Origin of the sequence: Streptomyces griseomycini, assembly GCF_014203535.1 — a bacterium.
Taxonomy (GTDB): Bacteria; Actinomycetota; Actinomycetes; order Streptomycetales; family Streptomycetaceae; genus Streptomyces; species Streptomyces griseomycini.
Map to the genome: position 1 here is coordinate 210,664 of NZ_JACHJI010000007.1, position 20,091 is coordinate 230,754.

Genomic DNA, 20,091 nt, shown 5'->3' on the forward strand with positions numbered 1-20,091 from the left:
CCCCTCGCCCCCGGAACCCGACGCGCCCCATTCTGACGCACCGCGCAGGGGAGACGACGGCCGGCACGGGGAAGGAGGATGGCATGTCCACCACCACTCCACGCGGCGCGCTCCCCCTCGCCGCCACGCTCCTGACCGCCTCCGTCGCCCTCTACATGACACTGGTCGCCTTCGGGAACATCACGGACTTCGGGACGAACCGGGAGTTCGTCCGGCACGTCCTGGCCATGGACACCACGTTCAAGGACGACGACCTGATGTGGCGGGCGATAACGGACGAAGGGCTGCAGGACGCGGCCTACGTCGCGATCATCGTCTGGGAGACGGTCGCGGCACTGGTCCTGGTGTACGGCACCTGGCTGTGGGCCCGCCGCGACCACCCGCGCGCCCGCCGCGTCTCCACCTACGGCCTGCTGATGGTCATGCTCCTCTTCGGCGCCGGCTTCATGGCGATCGGCGGCGAGTGGTTCGCGATGTGGCAGTCGGAGGACTGGAACGGCCTGGACGCGGCGCTCCGGGTGTTCGTCCTCAGCGGGGTGGTGCTGCTGGTCGACCACCTGCCGGGAGCGCAGGACGGCCGGACCGACCCCGCGTGACCGGCCCCCGCGCAGCCGGCGGGGCTACTCGACCACCCGGACCGTCGTGCCCGGTGTGCCGAAGGCCCACAGGGCCTTGCCGTCCTCCTTGCCCACGCGGATCCCCCCGGTCCTCGCGTCCGGGGCCGCGGGCGGGGGCGAGGAGCCGTCGACCGCGTTGGAGAAGGCCACGGAGACGCCGGACTTCGCGGCGAAGTACATGATGTGCTCGACCGGGACGCCGTCGCTGCCGGTCGTGGCCTCGGTGCGCCGGCCGATCGTGTAGGAGCCGGGGTCCGGGGAGACCGTGCCCGGCCACACCGTGAAGGAGCGGCGGGGGGCGTCGCTGGCGTCGACCAGCCACACCCGCTCCTGGTCGAGGGAGTAGACGATCCGGCGGCCCGTGCCCGAGCCGGCCGGCACCGCCGCCGGCCCCTTCTCCTCCTCCGGCCCGGCGGACGGCTTGGCGTCCGCCGTCGCCGACGCGCTCGGCCGGCTCGTGGCGGCGGTGGGCTTCGTCCCCTGGTCGGCCTGTACGGCCAGGACGGCCACCACGGCTATCGCCCCCGTGGTCAGCCCGGTCACCCAGGCCCACGAAGGAAGACGGGCTGGCACCGGTACGCATCCCCTCGGTCTGCGGAGTCTTCCCGACCCCCGAAACCGGGGGTCGGATCATCCTACTGCCAGCCCCTGCCGTGGCCCGTCCCCGGCGTCTCCGCCCCCGCCGGCCTCACTCCAGCACCGGCAGCAGCTCCGGCAGGTGCCCGTCCGAGGCCTCCGCGGCCCGCTGCCGCTCCTCGGGGACCTCGCCGTACAGGGTCGTGCGCGGTTTCGCCGGGCGGCCGGCCGCCTCCGCGACCGCGATCAGGTCCTTGACCGACTTGTAGGAGCCGTAGGACGAGCCCGCCATGCGGGAGATCGTCTCCTCCATCAGCGTGCCGCCGAGGTCGTTCGCGCCGGAGCGGAGCATCTGGGCCGCACCCTCCGCGCCCAGCTTGACCCAGCTCGTCTGGATGTTGGGGATGTGCGGGTGGAGCAGGAGGCGGGCCATCGCCGTGACCGCGCGGTTGTCGCGGACCGTCGGGCCGGGGCGGGCGATGCCGGCCAGGTAGACCGGGGCGTTGGTGTGCACGAAGGGGAGGGTCACGAACTCGGTGAAGCCCCCGGTCCGCTGCTGGATGCCGGCGAGCGTGCGCAGGTGGCCGAGCCAGTGGCGGGGCTGGTCGACGTGGCCGTACATCATCGTGGAGCTCGACCGGATGCCCAGTTCGTGGGCCGTCTCGACGACCTCGATCCAGGTCGCCGCCGGCAGCTTGCCCTTGGTCAGGATCCAGCGGACCTCGTCGTCGAGGATCTCCGCCGCCGTGCCGGGGATGGTGTCCAGGCCCGCCTCCTTCGCCGCCGTCAGCCACTCGCGGATCGACAGGCCGGTGCGGGACGCGCCGTTCACCACCTCCATCGGGGAGAAGGCGTGCACGTGCATGCCGGGGACGCGTTCCTTGACCGCCCGCGCGATGTCGAAGTACGCGGTGCCGGGCAGGTCGGGGTGGATGCCGCCCTGCATGCACACCTCCACCGCGCCCACGTCCCAGGCCTGCCGGGCCCGGTCGGCCACCTGGTCCAGCGAGAGCGTGTACGCGTCGGCGTCGGTGCGGCGCTGGGCGAAGGCGCAGAAGCGGCAGCCGGTGTAGCAGACGTTGGTGAAGTTGATGTTGCGGGTGACGATGTAGGTCACGTCGTCGCCGACGGCCGACCTGCGCACGTCGTCCGCCACCCGGCACAGGGCGTCCAGGGCCGGGCCGTCCGCGTGGAGCAGGGCCAGGGCCTCGGCGTCGGTCAGCCGCGTCGGGTCGTCGGCGGCCGTGCGCAGGGCCCCGCGCACGTCGGTGTCGATGCGCTCGGGGACCATGCCGGGGGCGGCGGCCTCGCGCAGGGCGTCCCAGTCGCCGTAGACCTCGTCGAAGTCGTCGCGGCGGTCGGCGGTGCGGCCCTCGGTGTCGATGGTGCGGTGCAGGTCGGTGCGGCCGGTCGCGGTGAACGCCTCGTCGGGCTCCTGCCAGGGCAGCCCCTTCGGGAGGGCGTCGGGGCGGGCCAGGCCCGTGGCCGGGTCGGCGAGCGCGGCCACGTGCGGGCGCAGCCGCGGGTCCAGCCAGGGCTCGCCGCGCTTGACGAACTCCGGGTACACGCAGAGGCGCTCCCGCAGCTCGAAGCCGGCCGCCCGGGACGTCGCCGCGAGTTCCTCGATCCGCGGCCAGGGGCGCTCGGGGTTGACGTGGTCGATGGTGAGCGGGGAGACCCCGCCCCAGTCGTCGATGCCGGCCGCGATCAGCCGCCCGTACTCCGAGTCGACCAGGTTCGGCGGGGCCTGGAGACAGGCGGACGGGCCGAGGACGTGCCGGGCGACGGCGACCGTGGCGACCAGCTCGTCGAGCTCCGCGTCCGGCATGCCGCGCATCGCGGTGTCCGGCTTGGCGCGGAAGTTCTGGATGATCAGTTCCTGGATGCCGTGGTGGGCGCGGGAGATCTTCCGCAGCGCGAAGAGGGACTCGGCGCGCTCCTCGTACGTCTCGCCGATGCCGATGAGGATGCCGGAGGTGAAGGGGACCGAGGAGCGGCCGGCGTCCTCCAGCACGCGCAGCCGTACGGCCGGTTCCTTGTCCGGGGAGCCGTGGTGGGGGCCGCCCGGCTCGGACCACAGCCGGGTCGCGGTGGTCTCCAGCATCATGCCCATGGACGGCGCGACGGGCTTGAGGCGCTGGAAGTCGGTCCAGGACATGACGCCCGGGTTGAGGTGCGGGAGGAGTCCCGTCTCCTCCAGGATGCGGATCGAGATCGCGCGGACGTAGGCGATGGTGTCGTCGTAGCCGTGCGCGTCGAGCCACTCGCGCGCCTCGGGCCAGCGGTCCTCGGGCTTGTCGCCGAGGGTGATGAGGGCTTCCTTGCAGCCGAGGGCGGCGCCCTTGCGGGCGATGTCCAGCACCTCGTCCGGCGACATGAACATCCCGTGCCCGGCGCGGCGCAGCTTGCCGGGCACGGTGACGAACGTGCAGTAGTGGCACCTGTCCCGGCACAGCCGGGTCAGCGGGACGAAGACGCTCTTCGAGTACGTGATGACACCGGGGCGGCCCGCCGCCTCGAGTCCCGCGTCCCGGACCCGGGCGGCCGAGGCGGACAGGTCCGTCAGGTGCTCGCCGCGCGCCTGGAGCAGGACCGCCGCCTCGGAGACGTCCAGGGAGACGCCGTCCCGGGCGCGTTTGAGGGCGCGACGCAGCGAGTTCTCGGTGGGTCCGGTTCCGGAGGTCGCGGAAGTCGTCATCCTGTGAGCATACGTTCGGGGTGATCGGGACAAAGGGGGACCCGGGGCCCGCCTCGGGCCCGGGGCCCAGCGGCCGTCGCTCAGCCGCCGTCGGCCGCACCGCCGCCGGCCGCACCGCCGCCGGTCGTCCCGCCGTCGACGAACGGCTGGTACGCGTCCAGCGCCCGCAGCACCTCCGCCTCCCCCGCCGGCGGCAACTGCACCACGACCTCCTCGACGCCGAGCCCGGCGTAGTGGGCGAGCTTGCCCGGGGAGGGGTGGACGGCGTACGGCACGACCTGGAGCGCGGCCGGGTCGCGGCCCGCGTCGGCCCAGGCGGTGCGCAGCACGGGCAGCGACTCGGACAGGCCGCGCCCGCCGATGGGCAGCCAGCCGTCGGCGTACTCGCAGATGTGCGCGAACAGCTTCGGCCCGGCCGCCCCGCCGACCAGCGTGCGCGGGCCGACCACCGGGCCGCGCGGTTTCTGCACCGGCTTGGGGTACGCGAAGCTGGCCCGGACGCTGCCGAACTCGCCCTCGTACGCGGTCGGTTCCTCCGTCCACAGCGCCCGCATCAGGCCCATCCGGTCCCGGACCAGCTCGCGCCGGGTACGCCACTGCACCCCGTGGTCGGCGGCCTCCTCGACGTTCCAGCCGAAGCCGAGCCCGAGCGTGAACCGGCCGCCGGAGAGGTGGTCCAGGGTGGCGACCTGCTTGGCCAGGTCGATCGGGTCGTGCTGCGCGGCGAGCGTGATGCCGGTGCCGATCCCGAGCCGCTCGGTGACGGCCGCGGCCTGCCCGAGCGCGACGAAGGGGTCCAGGGTGCGGCCGTACTCCCGGGGCAGCTCCCCGCCCGCCGGGTACGGGCTGGTCCGCTCGACGGGGATGTGCGTGTGCTCGGGCAGGTAGAGCCCGGCGAACCCCCGCTGCTCCAGCTCACGTGCGAGCCGGGTCGGGGTGATCGTCTCGTCGGTGAGGAAGATCGTGACGGCGATGCGCATGGGCGGCCTTTCGTACGCGGACGACGGACCCATCAATACCGCCGCCCACCCCATCTGTCCATACCGACCGGTCGGCATTGACTGGAGGAGCCCCTCGAAATCTGCTGATCCCCTTCCCTTACAAGGGAGTTCACCGCCGCATACAAAGGTGGCACCCGCACCACCCCTGCACACAGCACCGCCCGAGCCCTGTCACCACACGACACCCTGGGAGCAGCAGCATGTGCGAGGAACACGGGACCCGGATCGGACGGCGCGCCGTCTTCCTGACGGGCGCCGCCGCCGCGCTTACGGTGGGAGGCGTGAGCTTCGCTTCCGCGGCGGACGGTGACGGCCGGGAGGACGGCCGGGAGACGAGGACGGTGCGCGGCACCCTCCCGCCGGGCTCCCCCGACTTCGTGTACGTCCCCGTCGACGTGCCGGACGGCGTGCGGGAGATCAGGGTCTCCTACACCTACGACAGACCCCCCGTGCCGGCCGGCACCCCCGGCAACGCCCTCGACATCGGCGTCTTCGACGAGCGCGGCACCGAGTTGGGCGGCCGGGGCTTCCGCGGCTGGTCGGGCGGGGCCCGCAGCGAGTTCTTCCTCCGCGCGGACGACGCCACCCCGGGCTACCTCCCCGGCCCGGTGCGCGCGGGCACCTGGCACATCGCGCTGGGCCCGTACACCGTGGCCCCGCAGGGCCTGTCGTACGAGATCACCGTCACGCTGACGTACGGCGAGCCCGGCGAGCCGGTGCGGCCCGTGTACCCGCCCGAGCGGGCCGAGGGGCGCGGACGGGCCTGGTACCGGGGCGACTGCCACCTGCACTCCTGGCACTCCGACGGCCGCCGCACCCCCGCCGAGATCGCCGCGCTCGCCCGCGCGGCCGGGCTGGACTTCATCAACAGCTCCGAGCACAACACGCACGCGGCGCACGCCCATTGGGCGGAGGCGGCCGGGGACGACCTGCTGGTGCTGCTGGGCGAGGAGGTCACCACGCGCAACGGGCACGTCGTGGCGATCGGCACCGACCCCGGCACCTTCGTCGACTGGCGCTACCGCGCCCGCGACGACCGCTTCGGCCGGTCCGCCCGGCGGATCCGCCGCGCCGGCGGCCTGGTCGTCCCCGCCCACCCGCACGCCACCTGCATCGGCTGCGCCTGGAAGTTCGGCTTCGGCGAGGCGGACGCCGTGGAGGTGTGGAACGGACCCTGGACGCCCGACGACGAGGTGGCGCTCGCCGACTGGGACGGCACGCTGGTCGCGTCGGTGCGGGACGAGCGGGAGGACCGGGACGGACGCGGCTGGATCCCGGCCATGGGCGGCAGCGACGCCCACCGCGCCCCGGACGTCGTCGGGCTCCCGCAGACGGTCGTCCTCGCCGACGGCCTGACCCGGCAGGCCGTGCTGGACGGCATCCGCGCGGGGCGCTCCTACGTCGTCGAGTCCGGCAGGGTCTCCCTCTCCTTCACCGCGTCCGGCGGGCGCGGCGAACACGCCGGGATCGGCGAACGGCTCCGGGTGGACCGGGACACCCCGGTCACCGTCCGCCTGGAGGTCGCCGGCGCCCCGCGCTGCACGGTCCGCCTCGTCACCGACCAGGGCGTGCTGCACACCGGCGCCCCGCTGCCGGTGTCCGGGTCGGGGGTGGTGGAGTGGCGGACCACCCCGTCGTACGCCGCCTACGTACGCGCCGAGGTGCGGCACGAGACGGCCGCGGGGCCGCTGCCCGGGGCCATGGCCGGATTCACCAACCCCGTCTTCCTCGGCCGCCGGTAGGCTCACCGCACCATGACTTCTGGGACCCCGCGGGCCTCTCGCGCCGAACGCAAGTACCGGACCGCCACCGCCTTCCAGCGCCGGATCAACCCCGTCCTGCGCCGGCTGCCCCTCCAGACCCTCCTGGAGACCACGGGCCGGGTCTCCGGCCTGCCCCGCCGGACCCCGGTGGGCGGGCGGCGGGTCGGGGACTCCTTCTGGCTGGTCTCGGAGTTCGGCGAGCGGTCCCAGTACGTCCGCAACATCCAGGCGGACCCCCGGGTGCGGGTGCGCGTCCGGGGCCGCTGGCACACCGGCACCGCCCACCTCCTGCCCGACGACGACCCCGTCGCCCGGCTGCGCACCCTGCCCCGCCTCAACAGCGCCGCCGTGCGGGCCTTCGGGGCGGGGCTGCTGACGGTGCGGGTGGATCTGGACGACCGACCCGGCGCAGAAGCCGTGCGGGTCCCGTGAAGTCCCTGCGCACCCGTGTGACCGCCGCCTCGCACGGCTGACGCATCCGGCGTGAACAAGGCAAACTGGCGTAGTTGCTCAGGATGCATAGGGGGACTACTGCATGGACGGTGTACCGCGAGTACCGGAGCAGCGGCGCCCCGGCTCCCCGGCGGAGTCCGCGGCGTTGCGCTTCAGCGTGCTCGGTCCGGTGCGCGCCTGGCGCGACGACGAGCCGGTCAGCACCGGCAGCCCTCAGCAACGCGCCCTGCTCGCCGCCCTGTTGCTGCGCGAGGGCCGTACGGCCACGGCGGCCGAGCTGATCGACGCCCTGTGGGGCGAGGAGCCGCCCCAGCAGGCGCTGGCGGCGGTCCGCACGTACGCCTCCCGGCTGCGGAAGGTGCTGGACGCCGGGGTCCTGGTCAGCGAGTCCGGCGGGTACGCGGTGCGCGGGCTCGGCGAGGGCGCGCTGGACCTGGCGGCGGCGCAGGAACTGGCCGCGGAGGCGGAGAAGGCCCGGAACACCGGGGACCTGTGCCACGCCCGTGGGGTGCTGGACCGGGCCCTGTCCCTGTGGGACGGCGAGACGCTGGCCGGCGTGCCGGGCCCGTACGCGGAGGCCCAACGGGTCCGCCTGGAGGAATGGCGGCTCCAACTCCTCGAGTCCCGCCTGGACATGGACCTGGAACAGGGCTGCCACGCGGAGGCGGTCTCGGAGCTGACGGCACTGACCGCGGCGCATCCGTTGCGCGAGCGGCTGCGCGAGCTGCTGATGCTCGCCCTCTACCGCAGCGGCCGCCAGGCGGAGGCCCTGGCGGTGTACGCGGACACCCGCCGCCTCCTCGCCGACGAACTCGGCGTCGACCCGCGCCCGGACCTGCAGGAGCTCCAGCAGCGCATCCTCCGGGCCGACCCGGGCCTGGCGGAGCCGTCGGCACCGGTGGCGGAGTCGGTCGTGGTGCCGGTGCGCCCGGCCCAGCTCCCGGCGACGGTGCCGGACTTCACCGGCCGCTCGTCCTTCGTACGGGAACTGGGCGAGGTGCTGGCGTCGGCGTCCGGTGCCGAGGGCCGGGTGATGGCGGTGTCCGCGCTGGCCGGCATCGGCGGCGTCGGCAAGACGACCCTGGCGGTGCACGTGGCCCACGAGGCGCGGCCCGCCTTCCCCGACGGCCAGTTGTACGTCGACCTCCAGGGCGCGGGCGCGCGGGCGGCGGAACCGGAGACGGTCCTCGGCTCCTTCCTGCGCGCCCTCGGCACGGCCGACTCGGCGATCCCGGACTCCCTGGCGGAACGGGCGGCCCTGTACCGCTCGGTCCTGGACGGCCGACGGGTCCTGGTGCTGCTGGACAACGCCCGCGACGCGGCGCAGGTGCGCCCGCTGCTCCCCGGCACGCCGGGCTGCGCGGCGCTGGTGACCTCCCGGGTCCGGATGGTCGGCCTGGCCGGCGCCCACCTGATCGACCTGGACGTGATGTCGCCGGACGAGGCGCTGGCGCTGTTCACGAAGATCGTCGGCGAGGAGCGCGTCGCCTCGGAACGCGAGGCGGCCCTGGACGTGGTGGGGGCCTGCGGCTTCCTCCCGCTGGCGATCCGCATCGCGGCGTCCCGCCTGGCGGCGCGCCGCACCTGGACGGTCTCGGTCCTGGCGGCCAAGCTGGCCGACGAGCGCCGCCGCCTGGACGAACTCCAGGCCGGCGACCTCGCGGTCAAGGCCACCTTCGAACTGGGCTACGGCCAGCTGGAACCGGCCCAGGCCCGCGCCTTCCGCCTCCTCGGCCTGGCGGACGGCCCGGACATCTCCCTCGCGGCCGCGGCGGCGGTCCTGGACCTGCCGCTGGAGGACACCGAGGACCTGCTGGAGTCCCTGGTCGACACCTCCCTCCTCGAGTCGGCGGCCCCGGGCCGCTACCGCTTCCACGACCTGGTGCGGCTCTACGCGCGTGCGTGCGCGGAACGGGACGAACAGCCACCGGGCGAACGGGAGGCGGCGCTCTCGCGGTTGCTGGACTTCTACCTGGCCACGGCGGCGGGGGTGTACGCGATCGAGCGGCCGGGGGACCGGTTGGTGGACGGCCTGGAGCCGACGGCGCATCCCGGGCTGGCCTTCACCGATGGCTCGGCAGCCCTGGACTGGCTGTACACCGAGGCCTCCCCGCTGCTGGCCGCTGTCCGACAGGCCGCCGGGACGGACCGACTGCGCCGGGGAGTGGACTTGTTGTGGGCGGCGAAGGACCTGGCCGAATCCGGCGCCAACTGCCACCAGTACGAAACGACGGCCAGGGCCATGTGCGTAGCCACGCGGGACGGCGGGGACACACGCGCAGAGGGCAGGGCGCGAACCACCCTCACCAACGCGCTTTTGGTCTCCGGACGAATCCAGCAGGCCGCTGAGCAGGCGGATCTGGCCATGTCCCTCGCAGAGGCATCACACGACGCGACCGCAGCCAGCTGGGTCGCCAACGACCGGGGCCTCATCTCCTTGCACCAGGGCCGGTACGCGGATGGAAGGACCTTCCTGGAGCAGGCCATAGAGGGCTACCGAGCCGCAGGTAACCGCGCGGGGGAAGCGCTCAGCCTGTCCAACCTCTCCCGCGCGCACTTGGGCATGGGCAACGTCGAGAAGGCGGTGGCGATCGCCCACTACGGACTTGCCGCGCACCTGGACATCGGCCGGACGATGCGTCTCGCCAACGGCCACTTCACGTTGGGCATCGCCTTGACCCAGGCCGACCGGTACAACGAAGCACTCAGCCAGTTCGCCGATGCCCTGCACATCTTCGAAGAACACCGTCAGCGTCTCTGGCAGGGGACAACCAACTTCCGGATCGCCGAGGTGCACTTGGCAGCCCGTCGGCACGCCAACGCCGCCCAGTACGCGGAACAGGCCCTGGCTCTGGGATGCATCGGTGGCGACCGCATGCGCGGCAACGTCTTGGCCCTCTTGGGGCGGGCGCTTTCCGCGCTGGGTCAAGTCGACCGGGCCAGGGCATGTTGGTCGGACGCACTCGCCCTCTACGAACAGTGCAGCGCGCCTGAAGCTCACGACGTGCGGTCCCTCCTGTCGGCAACACACGCCGCGTGACGTTGCCCCTCCCGACCCGCCGTGCAAGGCGTTCAGCGTTCGTTTATCTCAGCCAGGCACGCTCTTCCTGTCACACCGTCGCGTCGGGGGGCAGACGGAGTGACCAGGGGCCCAGCCAGTATCGTGCGGCTCCGAACGCCCGTCCGGTGGCCCGCGGGGGAGCACCCGGACGGGCGTTCCCCACCGCCCGTCACCGCAGCGAAGGAACGAAACGTGAGCGACAAGAACAAGGACGCAGAGGCGACCACGCAGGACAACGCCATGCCCGCGCCTCCGGCAACGGACGAGGCCGTGACCACGCTCGACAACGCCATGCCCAGCGGGCCCGCCAAGGAAGGCGGCATCACCACGATGGACAACGCCATGCCTGCCCCGCCGGCGCTGGACCTGGACGGCAAGTAGACCTTTTCCCGCACGGGGAATCGGCCGCGGCGGCGCGGAGGGGGAGCCGCCGCGGCCGACGTGTGTCCGCGGGACGGTGTCGTGACGACGCTCGGGAACCCCGTGCCCCGACGCCTCGCCCGAACACCGACGGGGCCGAGGGAAACCTCGGCCCCGTCGTCGTACGGCCGTGACCTGCGTGCCGTCCGGCCCGCACCGCGCCGGAAGCACGGCACCGGCCGGGAAGCGGGCGGCCCCCACCGTCACCGGCGAGTCCCGGTCGGGCATGTCGCCCCCCCGGTGCACCGGCGAGGTTCAGCGGACGCCCGGGGCGAGGGGGTCGGGGTCGCAGTCGGCGACCCGTGCGGCGTGGTCGCTCCGGCCGACGGGCACCTGGAGGGTCGCCGAGTCGTTCGCGGGTACGGCGACCTGCTCGTCCCCGGAGGTGACCCGGTCGCCGTCCGTGCCCAGGAAGTCGACGGTGACGGTGAAGGTGCCCCCGACCGCGTTGGGGTTGGTGACCTCGACGGTCGCGTAGGGGGCCTCCTCGGTGGCGCAGCTCACCAGCTCCACCGTCGCGGCCTCCAGGGAGGACCGGTTCCCGCCGCCGGAACCGGAGCCGGAACCGCCGCCGTCGACGCCGGGGGCGTCGTAGTCGTAGTCGTCGTCATCGTCCTGGTGGGAGCCGCTGCCCGAGCCCGACGACGAGTCGTGGTTCTGGCTGGAGCTGCTGCAGCCGCCCCCTCCGCCGTCGCCGTCGCCGCTGCCACCGCCGCCGCGGCCGGTCGAGAAGCCGGTGAGGGTGAGGACGACCAGGGCCGCCACCGCCGTGAGTTTGAGTGTGTTCCCCCGAGATCCCATGTCCGGCAGACTAACGAGTTCCGTGTCACGGGCATGTCACCGCCTGGCGACCGTCGCGTACGCGGCGTAGCGTCTGCGGTGAGAGCGGTGAACGGACCGCTCCCCGCAGCGACGGCCGCCGTCCGGCCCCTTCCGTTGTACCGGCACGACGGCCGTCCCGCACCACCGACCGGTGAGCGGCGGGCCCCGGTCTACGCCGTCCGCGCCGTCCCCGTCCCCTTCTCCGCGTCCAGGGCGTACACGCAGCGGTCCTTGCTGCAGGCGTAGACGATGCCGTCCCGCACGACCGGGGAGCCGGTGATCTCGCCGCCGGTGGCCAGCTTCCAGCGCAGGCGGCCGTCGTCGGCCTTCAGCGTGTAGAGCAGGTGGTCCGTGGAGCCGAAGTGGATGCGGCCCTCGGCGACCGCGGGGGCGCCCACGATGTCGCCGCCCGCCTGGAAGCGCCACTTGGGGGTGCCGGTGACCGCGTCCAGGGTGTAGAGGCCCTTGCCGCTGCCGACGTGGACGTGGCCGGCGGCGACCAGGACCGGCTCGACGGAGGCCCGGGACTCGGTGGCGATGCGCCAGCGGTCGCGGCCGTCGGTGGCGTCGAGGGCGTAGACGGTGCCGAGGTAGTCGGCGAGGTAGACGCCGCCGCCGGTGACGGCCGGGCCGGGGACGAAGGCGGGCGGGGAGAGGAAGACCGCCGGGGCCTCGAAGTGCCAGCGGACGTGGCCGCCGGCGACGTCGAGCGCGAGGACCCGGGTGCCGGCGGAGACGTACACGTAGCCGTCGGGGGCCTGGGTGAGGCGGACCGGGACGCCGCCGCAGGAGGCCGCGTCGCCGATGGGGTACGACCAGCGCTCGTCGCCGGTGCGGGCGTCGAGGGCGCGCAGGCGGGCGTCCTGCCAGACGTAGACGGTGCCGTCGTGGACGGCGGGGCCCGCCTCGGGGGACTCGAAGTCGGTCTGGCAGCCGGTGATCTCCCACAGCCTCTGGCCGGTGGACGCCTCCCAGGCCTGGACGCCGCCGCCGCGCGTGCCGGTGACGACGGTGCCGCGGTCGGCCTTGAGGGAGTACACCCAGGCGTCCGTGGACAGCCGCCACAGGTCACCGCCCTCGCGGGCCTCCAGGGCGTAGAGGGTGGGTCCGTCGGAGGCGTGGATACGGCCGTCGGCGACCGCCATCGACCAGGCGACGTCCCGGGTCTTGAAGCGGCGGCGCCCGGTGGCGACGTCGAGGGCGTGCACCTCGAAGGAGGTGACGTAGACGAGGTCGCCGTCCACCGCCGGGGTGCCCCAGACGTCGTTGGACATGCGGAAGCGCCAGGGCCGCCAGCCGGTCGGGTGCTCCGGCGGGACGGTGGGCGCCGTGGGCGCCGGTACGGCGGGGTCGGCGCCGTTGACGCCGGGGCGGGGCTTGGACCAGGAGGCGGTGAGGGCGGCCTCGGGCGGGGTCGCCCTGAGGGCGGCGGCGCGGACGTCGGCGACGCGCGGACCGGGCCCGATGGGCACCGGGACGCCGGCCAGCCGCACGGGGCCGGTGTCGGGGGCGCCCCCGGACACGCCCACCGGCGCGGGCACGGACGGGGGCGGCGGCGGGACGACGGGGTCGTGCGGGGGCGGGGGCGGGACGTGGGGACGGACGGCGCCCCCGCCGCTGCGGCCCCCTCCGTGGGTCGGCTTGGGCGCCGGGCGGCCGCCCCGGCGGGTCTCGATCAGCGCCACCGCGCGCTCGGGCAGCCAGGCGGAGGCCGTGCCGCTGTCGTCGGAGCCGGAGCCGAACAGGTGCGGGGCGAGCTGGGCCTGGAGGTCGGCGGGGGTGGGCCGGGCCGAGGCGTCCATCTGCATGCAGGCCTCGATCAGCGGGCGCAGCTCGTCCGGGAGGCCGTCCAGGTCCGGGCCCTCGCGCAGCAGCATGAAGACCGTCTCGACCGGGTTGGCGCCGTGGAAGGGGGCGTGGCCGGTGGCGGCGAAGACGAGGGTGGAGCCGAGGGAGAAGACGTCGCTGGCGCCGGTGACGCTGCGGGAGTCCTTGGCCTGCTCCGGGGACATGTAGGCGGGGGTGCCGACGGCGACGTTCGTCATCGTCAGACGGGTGTTCGACACCCCGGAGGCGATGCCGAAGTCGATCACCCGGGGGCCGTCCTCCACGACGAGGACGTTGGAGGGTTTCAGGTCGCGGTGGACGAGACCGGCGCCGTGGATCGACTGGAGCGCCTCCGCGACACCGGCCGCGAGCCAGCGCACCGCCTGGGCCGGCAGCGGGCCGCACTCGTTCACTATCTCCTCGAGGGAGGGCGCGGGGACGTACGCGGTGGCCAGCCACGGCACGGCGGCACGCGGGTCGGCGTCCACGACGGCCGCCGTGTAGAAACCGGAGACCGCGCGGGCCGCCTCCACCTCGCGCGTGAAGCGGACGCGGAACAGCTGGTCCTCGGCCAGTTCGGTCCGGACCGTCTTGATCGCCACGCGCCGCCCGGACGCCGAGCGCGCGAGATAGACCAGCCCCATGCCGCCGGCTCCCAGCCGTCCCAGCACCTCGAACGGCCCGATACGCCGCGGATCGTGCTGCGTCAGCTGATCCACCACTTGCCTGCCACCTCCCCGTACGAGTCGCGCCACCACCTGTGCACGCGACCGAAGTGCAGCGTCTCACCACCGCACCGCCGTGGCGGCACGCACCCCGATTCTTCCTGTCCGGGCCCCCGGTTGCGAACCGGCCGACAAATAGGGTGTCCAGGTTTACATACGACACAATCGGCGGACCGGCGGCCCTCGGACGGCCCGGTGCGCCGGTTCAGCGGCCCAGCAGCGCGAAGGACGCCCCCTGATTGTCGGTGACCACGGCCGCCGTGCCGTACGACGTCTCGAAGGGCGGGACCTGGACCCGGCCGCCGAGCCGGGTCACCTCCTCCATCGTGGCCGCGGGGTCCTCGACGGCGAAGTGGACGAGGAAGTGGGGCGGCATCTCGGCGGGGAAGACGTCGGAGACCGGCGCGCGGCCGAAGTGCGGGTCGGCGCCCGGACCGAACAGGGCGTCGTGGAAGAGGCCCCCGTAGAAGGCGTTGGCCGCCTCGGTGTCCCGGGCGTAGAGCTGGACCCAGGCGAAGCTGCCCGGCTCGTGACGGCGGCCGAAGCCGGGGTGGCCGGCGGACTGCCAGAGGGCGAAGACGGCGCCCTCGGGATCGGTGACGAGCGCGGTGACGCCCAGGTCGTCGAGCGGCAGCGGCGCGGAGACGACCTGACCGCCGGCCGCGCGGATCCGCTCGCACAGCGCCTCGGCGTCCGGGGTGGCGAAGGACACCGTCCACACGGTGGGCAGCCGCCCGTCCGTCTTCTGCGCGAGGGAGGCGACGGGCTCACCGTCCTTCAGCGCCCGGACGGCCCCCCGGGACCCCCGGTGCCGACCGGGCCGCTCCTCGAAGGTCCACCCGAAGAGGTCGCCGTAGAACCGCTTGCCCGCCTCCACGTCGGGCAGCTGCGCGTCCGCCCAGCACGGGGTGCCCTCCGTGTACTCCGGTGCACTGTTTTCGGCCATGCCGCCAAAGTAGCCGCGTCGCCCGCACCCCGCAGACCAGGCACACCAGCCTCCTCGAACCCGCGCACCCCATTTGCAGTCGGCCGAATCGCGCTCCCTCCGCCCCTCGGTAAGCTGACGACATGACAGGACAAGTGCGTACCGTCGACGGCCGCGTGGCCGGCCGGCGTGGGCAGGAGACCCGGCAGAAGCTGCTCGACTGCCTCAGCGAGATGCTCAGCTCGTCCCCCTACCGGGATGTCAAGGTCATCGACGTCGCGCGCAAGGCGGGGACTTCCCCGGCGACCTTCTACCAGTACTTCCCGGACGTCGAGGGCGCCGTCCTGGAGCTCGCCGAGCAAACGGCCGCCGAGAGCGGCGGGTTGGCCGAGCTCCTGGAGGGCCGCTCCTGGGCCGGCAAGTCCGCCTGGCAGACGGCGCAGGAACTCGTCGACGGTTTCCTGGAGTTCTGGCGGAAGAACGACGCGATCCTGCGCGTCGTGGACCTCGGGGCGGCCGAGGGCGACAAGCGCTTCTACAAGATCCGCATGAAGGTCCTGAACTCCGTGAACAACTCCCTGGCGGACTCCGTCGCCGCGCTGCAGGCCAAGGGGCGGATCGACAAAGACGTGAACCCGGCGGCGATCGCCGGTTCCCTGGTCACGATGCTCGCGGCCGCGGCCTCGCACCAGAAGGGCTTCTCCTCCTGGGGCGTCAAGCAGGCCGAACTCAAGCCCAGCCTGGCGCTGTTGGTGCACCTGGGCGTCACCGGCAAGAAGCCGGCGAAGTAGGCGCCCGGGGCGCACTCCTCGACTTTCCCAGTCCTGTCCGACGGGCGGCGGTCCACTCCGGTGGGCCGCCGCCCGTCGTATGTCCCGGGACCGCGCGGCGGACGCCGCACGCCGCGGGACCGCCTGCCGCGCCGGCGGCCGTCACGCCCGCGGGTCCGCCGTGATCCGCCGCGGATCCGCCACCTACGCGGGCAGCGGGCGGTCCTTCACCACGTGCTTCATCACCAGCGTGGACGTCAGCCGCTGCACCCCCGGCAGCGTGGCCAGGCGCTCGTCGTAGAGCCGCTGGTAGGCGGCGAGGTCGGCGGCGACCACCCGCAGCAGGTAGTCCGGCTCCCCGAACAGCCGCTGCGCCTCCAGCACCTCCTCCACCTCGCTGACCGCCCGCTCGAACTCCACGACCGTCTCCCGGTCCTCCTGACGCATGGAGACGAACACCAGCGCCTCGAAGGCCAGCCCCACGGCGGCCGGGTCCACCACCGCCCGGTAGCCGCTGATCGCACCCGACCGCTCCAGCTCCCGCAGCCTGCGGTGACAGGGCGAGACGCTGAGCCGCACCCGCGCGGCCAGCTCCGTCACGGTCAGCCGCCCGTCCTGCTGCAGCTCGGCAAGAATCTTCCGGTCCACGTCGTCCATGGGGTAGATCCTGCCCCGAAACGCGCGGTACCGGGGAAACTCCGGGAACACATTCGGCTCGTTCCCGCCTAATCTCGCCATCATGGACACCGCCACCCTCCTCTCCTTCCTCGCCCTCGACCTGCTGCTGGTGTGCGTACCGGGTGCCGACTGGGCGTACACGATCTCGGCCGGGCTGCGGGGACGGTCGGTGGGCGCGGCGGTCGGGGGCCTGGTGACCGGGTACGCGCTGCACACGGCGCTCGCCGCGGCGGGGCTGGCGGTCCTGGTCGCGGGCTCCCCGGCGCTGCTCACCGTGCTGACCGTGGTGGGGGCCGGGTACCTGGTGCGGCTGGGCTGGGGCGTGCTGCGCCGCCCCGGCACCCCGGGCGCGGACGGGGGCGCCGCCGGGGAGAGCGGCGCCCGGGCCTTCCGGCGCGGGGCCGCCATCAGCGGTCTGAACCCCAAGGGCCTGCTGCTCTACCTCTCCGTCCTGCCCCAGTTCCTGGTCACGGGCGACGGCGCGCGCCTGCCGGTGCCGGCGCAGACCGTGGCCCTGGGCCTGCTGCACATGGCGTGCTGCGCCGTCGTCTACCTGTCCGTCGGCCTCGCCGCCCGCGCCGTCCTCGGCGCCCGCCCGTCGGCGGCCCGCGCGGTCGTGCGGACGTCGGGGGCGGCGATGCTGGGGATCGGCGCGTTCCTGCTGGTGCAGCGGTTGGCGACGCTGTAGGGGGAACACGGGGGGCGCGACGGTCGTTGTGCACGGTGGGCGACCGGACGCTCACACCGGGCGGCCGCCCCGGAACGCCCCGAGACCCGTGTCGCGACCGCAGTCGCAGGAGGAAACCGCCCATGGCCCTGAGCCGCGAAGAGCGCGAACAGTTCCTGGCCGAGCCCCACATCGCCGCGCTCGCGGTCGACGCGGGGCCGGGCCGCGCCCCGCTCACCGTGCCGATCTGGTACCAGTACGCGCCCGGCGGCGACGTGTGGATCATGACCGGCCTGGACTCCCGCAAGAACCGGCTGATCAGCGCGGCCGGGCGGTTCTCGCTCATGATCGACCGGACCGAGCCCACGATCCGGTACGTGTCCGTCGAGGGGCCGGTCCTGGAGACCGTCCCCGCCACGCTCGAGCACCTGCGGGAGATCTCCGCCCGCTACCTCCCGGCCGACAAGGTCGAGGGCTACGTCGAGTTCGCCCTGAAGAACCACGGCGAGCAGGTCGTCGTCCGCATGCGGCCCGAGCGCTGGGTGTCGTCCGACCTCGGGTCGGTGTGAGCACGGCCGCCCCGCGCACGAGAATCGGGGCATGGACACCGATCTCCACGAACTGCTGAGGTCACTGCGGGTCTGGGACCCGGAGGTCACCGAGCTGCCGGAACTGGACCCGGCCGCCGCGCCCGCCGAACCGCTGCCGCTGTTCACGCGGTGGCTGGCCGAGGCGGCGGCGGCCGGACAGCGCGAGCCGCACACCATGTCCCTGGCGACGGCGGACGCGGACGGCCTGCCGGACGTGCGGATCGTGATGCTGCACGGCGCGGACGCCGACGGCTGGTCCTTCGCGACCCACGCGCACAGCCGCAAGGGCGGCCACCTCGCCGCCCGCCCGCACGCCGCGCTGGCCTTCTACTGGCCGGTGCTGGGCCGCCAGGTGCGCCTGCGCGGTCCCGTCGGCACCGCCCCGGCCGAGGAGGCGCAGGCCGACCTGCACGCCCGCTCCACCGGGGCGCTGGCCGCCGCGCTGACCGGTCGGCAGAGCGCCGTCCTCGGCTCGGTGGAGGAGCTGGCCCGGGCCTCGGAAGGGGCCTGGGAGCGGGCGCGGCGGGAGCCGGACACCCCGGCGCCGTCCTGGACCCTGTACCGCCTCCGGCCGGACGAGGTGGAGTTCTTCCAGGGCGACGCGCGGCGCCGGCACGTACGGCTGCGCTACCGGCGGGGGCAACGGGAGGAGTGGGTCAGGGAGTTGCTGTGGCCGTGAGGGTCAGGGAGCCACTGGGCCCGTGATGCCGGGGAGGTCGGGCTCCGGGTCCGTCGCGAGACGGGCGTGCAGGTGGGCGTCGCGGAAGGCGTCGTGGCGGCCGGCCTCGAAGATCGCCCCGCGCGTGGTCCCCTCGTACCCGAAGCCGCACCGCTCGGCGACCCGGCAGGACGCCTCGTGCCCCAGGGCGTGGTCCAGCTCCAGGCGGCGCAGGCCGAGTTCGGTCAGGGCCCAGTGCGCGGCGAGCAGCAGCGCCCGGGTGGCCACCCCCGGCCGCGCGCCTCCGGGAGCCCTCAGTGGCCGATCAGGCCGCGCCGCAGCACCGGGTGGATCTCGTTGACGCCGATGTGCCCCAGCGCCGTACCGCTGCCGGCGGCGGCGATCCGGAAGGACGCCCCCGCGCCGTCCGCGTCGGCCCGGGAGTCCGGGTCCCAGGGGCTCGGTCGCAGGCCGTGGCCGTGGAGTTCGGGGCGGGGCCGGGGCCGGGCGTGCTCGGGTATGGGGGCCATGGGGACATTCAGACCCACGCTCCCCGCAGACGTGATCGATCCGCAACCAATTCCGGTCTTGACCGAGACCCATCAAGCAGGTGCGTGATTACGCTCGCGTTCATGGCCGACTCCTCCGCGTCCGCGCAGCCCACCGCGCCCCCACGGGCGGACCGCCCCGTCTACGTCATCGGCGGCGGCCCGGGCGGGCTCTCCGTCGCGTACGCGTTGCGCGCCCGGGGGATACGGGCCGTCGTCCTGGAGCGGTCCGACCGGGTGGGCGCGTCCTGGCGGCGCCACTACGACCGGCTGCGGCTGCACACCACCCGGCGGCTGTCCGCGCTGCCCGGTCTGCCGATGCCCCGCCGGTTCGGGCGGTGGGTGGCCCGGGACGACGTGGTCCGTTACCTGGAGAAGTACGCCGAGCACCACCGCCTGGAGATCGTCACCGGTGTCGAGGTGTCACGCGTCGAGCGCACCGCCGACGGCACCGGCTGGCTGCTGCACGCCACCGGCGGCCGTGAACTGACCGGCGCCGCGGTCGTCGTGGCCACCGGCTTCAACCACACGCCCCGCGTCCCCGACTGGCCCGGCAGGGACACGTACACCGGCACCTTCCTGCACGCCTCCGCGTACCGCGACGCGAAGCCGTTCGCCGGCCGGGACGTGCTCGTCGTCGGGGCCGGCAACACGGGTGCCGAGATCGCCGTCGACCTGGTGGAGGGCGGGGCCTCCCGGGTGCGGCTGGCGGTGCGCACCCCGCCGTACGTCCTGCGCCGCTCGACCGCCGGCTGGGCCTCGCAGTACTCGGCCGTGCTGTCCCGGCGGCTTCCCGCCGGGCTGGTGGACCGGCTGGCCCGGCCGCTGGTCAGGGTGACCATGCCGGACCTGTCGGCCCACGGTCTGCCCCTCCCGGCGGCCGGGCTCGCCAGCAGGGCCGCCGAGGGGGCCGTGCCCGTCCTGGACGTCGGTCTGGTCGACGCCGTCCGGAAGGGGAAGGTGGAGGTCGTGGCCGCCGTGGAGGGGTTCGAGGGCGGCGAGGTCGTGCTCGCCGACGGCGACCGCGTCGGCCCGGATGCGGTCGTCGCGGCCACGGGCTACCTCCGCGGCCTGGAGGGCCTCGTCGGTCACCTCGGCGTGCTCGACGAGCGCGGCAGACCGGTCGTCCGCGGCGCCCGCACCCCGCACGGCGCCCCCGGCCTGTACTTCACCGGCTTCACCAACCCCATCAGCGGCAACCTCCGCGAACTGGCCCTCGACGCCCGGCGGATCGCCGGGGCGGTGGCCCGCGACGGGGCACCGGGCGTCTCCCGCCTCCCCGGCTGAGGGCG

Annotated in this window: 17 protein-coding genes and 1 pseudogene; 10 read left to right on the plus strand and 8 right to left on the minus strand. The window is 74.2% G+C overall.

All coding sequences use genetic code 11. The features are described 5' to 3' along the window. Window positions 1-83 precede the first annotated feature (83 nt). Window positions 84-596, plus strand: a complete 513-nt coding sequence (locus FHS37_RS21150) for a DUF2165 domain-containing protein (RefSeq protein ID WP_184823604.1) — start codon at window positions 84-86, stop codon at window positions 594-596. Window positions 597-620: 24 nt separating this feature from the next. Here FHS37_RS21150 and FHS37_RS21155 read toward each other — a convergent pair whose 3' ends face one another. The 3 genes from FHS37_RS21155 to FHS37_RS21165 all read right to left on the minus strand — a co-directional run bounded on the left by FHS37_RS21155 (window position 621) and on the right by FHS37_RS21165 (window position 4,871). Further along, complete coding sequence (locus FHS37_RS21155) at window positions 621-1,190, minus strand: hypothetical protein (RefSeq protein WP_184823606.1); 570 nt, start codon at window positions 1,188-1,190, stop codon at window positions 621-623. A gap of 115 nt (window positions 1,191-1,305) precedes the next feature. Beyond that, window positions 1,306-3,891, minus strand: a complete 2,586-nt coding sequence (locus FHS37_RS21160) for a bifunctional FO biosynthesis protein CofGH (protein ID WP_184823608.1) — start codon at window positions 3,889-3,891, stop codon at window positions 1,306-1,308. A gap of 80 nt (window positions 3,892-3,971) precedes the next feature. Further along, entirely contained in the window at window positions 3,972-4,871 is a 900-nt protein-coding gene (locus tag FHS37_RS21165; RefSeq protein ID WP_184823610.1) for an LLM class F420-dependent oxidoreductase, read from the minus strand. 221 nt (window positions 4,872-5,092) lie between these two features. Between FHS37_RS21165 and FHS37_RS21170 the strand changes: the two genes are divergently transcribed. The 4 genes from FHS37_RS21170 to afsS all read left to right on the plus strand — a co-directional run bounded on the left by FHS37_RS21170 (window position 5,093) and on the right by afsS (window position 10,550). Then, complete coding sequence (locus FHS37_RS21170) at window positions 5,093-6,634, plus strand: CehA/McbA family metallohydrolase (protein ID WP_184823612.1); 1,542 nt, start codon at window positions 5,093-5,095, stop codon at window positions 6,632-6,634. 12 nt (window positions 6,635-6,646) lie between these two features. Next, window positions 6,647-7,087, plus strand: coding sequence for a nitroreductase/quinone reductase family protein (locus tag FHS37_RS21175; RefSeq protein WP_184823614.1), 441 nt, complete (start codon window positions 6,647-6,649; stop codon window positions 7,085-7,087). A 103-nt stretch (window positions 7,088-7,190) separates the two neighbouring features. Then, window positions 7,191-10,148 carry an SARP-family global regulator AfsR gene (gene afsR, locus FHS37_RS21180; protein ID WP_184823616.1) on the plus strand — a complete coding sequence of 986 codons (2,958 nt, stop codon included), beginning with the start codon at window positions 7,191-7,193 and terminating at the stop codon, window positions 10,146-10,148. 213 nt (window positions 10,149-10,361) lie between these two features. Next, window positions 10,362-10,550: a regulatory protein AfsS gene (gene afsS / locus FHS37_RS21185; protein ID WP_184823618.1), complete on the plus strand. Its 189-nt coding sequence runs from the start codon at window positions 10,362-10,364 to the stop codon at window positions 10,548-10,550. A 294-nt stretch (window positions 10,551-10,844) separates the two neighbouring features. Here the strand turns inward: afsS and FHS37_RS21190 are convergent, their stop codons facing one another. The 3 genes from FHS37_RS21190 to kbpA all read right to left on the minus strand — a co-directional run bounded on the left by FHS37_RS21190 (window position 10,845) and on the right by kbpA (window position 14,909). Further along, a complete protein-coding gene (locus FHS37_RS21190; RefSeq protein WP_184823620.1) occupies window positions 10,845-11,390 on the minus strand; it encodes a hypothetical protein in 546 nt (181 codons plus the stop codon). 191 nt (window positions 11,391-11,581) lie between these two features. Further along, window positions 11,582-13,960, minus strand: a complete 2,379-nt coding sequence (gene afsK / locus FHS37_RS21195) for a protein serine/threonine kinase AfsK (protein WP_184823622.1) — start codon at window positions 13,958-13,960, stop codon at window positions 11,582-11,584. A gap of 208 nt (window positions 13,961-14,168) precedes the next feature. Continuing rightward, the gene (gene kbpA, locus FHS37_RS21200; protein ID WP_184823624.1) at window positions 14,169-14,909 is read right to left on the minus strand and encodes an AfsK-binding protein KbpA; all 741 of its coding nucleotides are present in this window, start codon (window positions 14,907-14,909) and stop codon (window positions 14,169-14,171) included. A gap of 134 nt (window positions 14,910-15,043) precedes the next feature. Here kbpA and FHS37_RS21205 point away from each other — a divergent pair, with 134 nt between their 5' ends. After that, on the plus strand, window positions 15,044-15,679 hold the full coding sequence (locus tag FHS37_RS21205) for a TetR family transcriptional regulator (protein WP_184824098.1): 636 nt from the start codon (window positions 15,044-15,046) through the stop codon (window positions 15,677-15,679). Between the two features lie 183 nt (window positions 15,680-15,862). On the opposite strand, the gene FHS37_RS21210 is transcribed toward FHS37_RS21205, so the two are convergent. Continuing rightward, window positions 15,863-16,315, minus strand: a complete 453-nt coding sequence (locus FHS37_RS21210) for an Lrp/AsnC family transcriptional regulator (RefSeq protein WP_184823626.1) — start codon at window positions 16,313-16,315, stop codon at window positions 15,863-15,865. Between the two features lie 82 nt (window positions 16,316-16,397). Here FHS37_RS21210 and FHS37_RS21215 point away from each other — a divergent pair, with 82 nt between their 5' ends. From FHS37_RS21215 to FHS37_RS21225, 3 genes are all read left to right on the plus strand, one after another. Further along, window positions 16,398-17,024 (plus strand): LysE family translocator, encoded by a 627-nt coding sequence (locus FHS37_RS21215; RefSeq protein ID WP_184823628.1) that lies wholly within the window; start codon window positions 16,398-16,400, stop codon window positions 17,022-17,024. 122 nt (window positions 17,025-17,146) lie between these two features. Beyond that, on the plus strand, window positions 17,147-17,572 hold the full coding sequence (locus FHS37_RS21220; RefSeq protein WP_184823630.1) for a pyridoxamine 5'-phosphate oxidase family protein: 426 nt from the start codon (window positions 17,147-17,149) through the stop codon (window positions 17,570-17,572). Window positions 17,573-17,603: 31 nt separating this feature from the next. Continuing rightward, window positions 17,604-18,272: a pyridoxal 5'-phosphate synthase gene (locus tag FHS37_RS21225; protein WP_184823632.1), complete on the plus strand. Its 669-nt coding sequence runs from the start codon at window positions 17,604-17,606 to the stop codon at window positions 18,270-18,272. Between the two features lie 3 nt (window positions 18,273-18,275). On the opposite strand, the pseudogene FHS37_RS21230 reads toward FHS37_RS21225, so the two are convergent. Beyond that, window positions 18,276-18,781 (minus strand): annotated as a pseudogene (locus tag FHS37_RS21230) (GNAT family N-acetyltransferase). Between the two features lie 102 nt (window positions 18,782-18,883). Between FHS37_RS21230 and FHS37_RS21235 the strand changes: the two are divergent. After that, the gene (locus FHS37_RS21235) at window positions 18,884-20,086 is read left to right on the plus strand and encodes a flavin-containing monooxygenase (protein WP_184823634.1); all 1,203 of its coding nucleotides are present in this window, start codon (window positions 18,884-18,886) and stop codon (window positions 20,084-20,086) included. Window positions 20,087-20,091 lie beyond the last annotated feature (5 nt).

Coding starts and splice junctions, on each gene's coding strand:
- FHS37_RS21150 (WP_184823604.1), top strand. CDS start 84: ATGTCCACCACCACTCCACGCGGCGCGCTCCCCCTCGCCGCCACGCTC.
- FHS37_RS21160 (WP_184823608.1), bottom strand. CDS start 3,891: ATGACGACTTCCGCGACCTCCGGAACCGGACCCACCGAGAACTCGCTG.
- FHS37_RS21165 (WP_184823610.1), bottom strand. CDS start 4,871: ATGCGCATCGCCGTCACGATCTTCCTCACCGACGAGACGATCACCCCG.
- FHS37_RS21170 (WP_184823612.1), top strand. CDS start 5,093: ATGTGCGAGGAACACGGGACCCGGATCGGACGGCGCGCCGTCTTCCTG.
- FHS37_RS21175 (WP_184823614.1), top strand. CDS start 6,647: ATGACTTCTGGGACCCCGCGGGCCTCTCGCGCCGAACGCAAGTACCGG.
- afsR (WP_184823616.1), top strand. CDS start 7,191: ATGGACGGTGTACCGCGAGTACCGGAGCAGCGGCGCCCCGGCTCCCCG.
- FHS37_RS21190 (WP_184823620.1), bottom strand. CDS start 11,390: ATGGGATCTCGGGGGAACACACTCAAACTCACGGCGGTGGCGGCCCTG.
- kbpA (WP_184823624.1), bottom strand. CDS start 14,909: ATGGCCGAAAACAGTGCACCGGAGTACACGGAGGGCACCCCGTGCTGG.
- FHS37_RS21210 (WP_184823626.1), bottom strand. CDS start 16,315: ATGGACGACGTGGACCGGAAGATTCTTGCCGAGCTGCAGCAGGACGGG.
- FHS37_RS21215 (WP_184823628.1), top strand. CDS start 16,398: ATGGACACCGCCACCCTCCTCTCCTTCCTCGCCCTCGACCTGCTGCTG.
- FHS37_RS21220 (WP_184823630.1), top strand. CDS start 17,147: ATGGCCCTGAGCCGCGAAGAGCGCGAACAGTTCCTGGCCGAGCCCCAC.
- FHS37_RS21225 (WP_184823632.1), top strand. CDS start 17,604: ATGGACACCGATCTCCACGAACTGCTGAGGTCACTGCGGGTCTGGGAC.
- FHS37_RS21235 (WP_184823634.1), top strand. CDS start 18,884: ATGGCCGACTCCTCCGCGTCCGCGCAGCCCACCGCGCCCCCACGGGCG.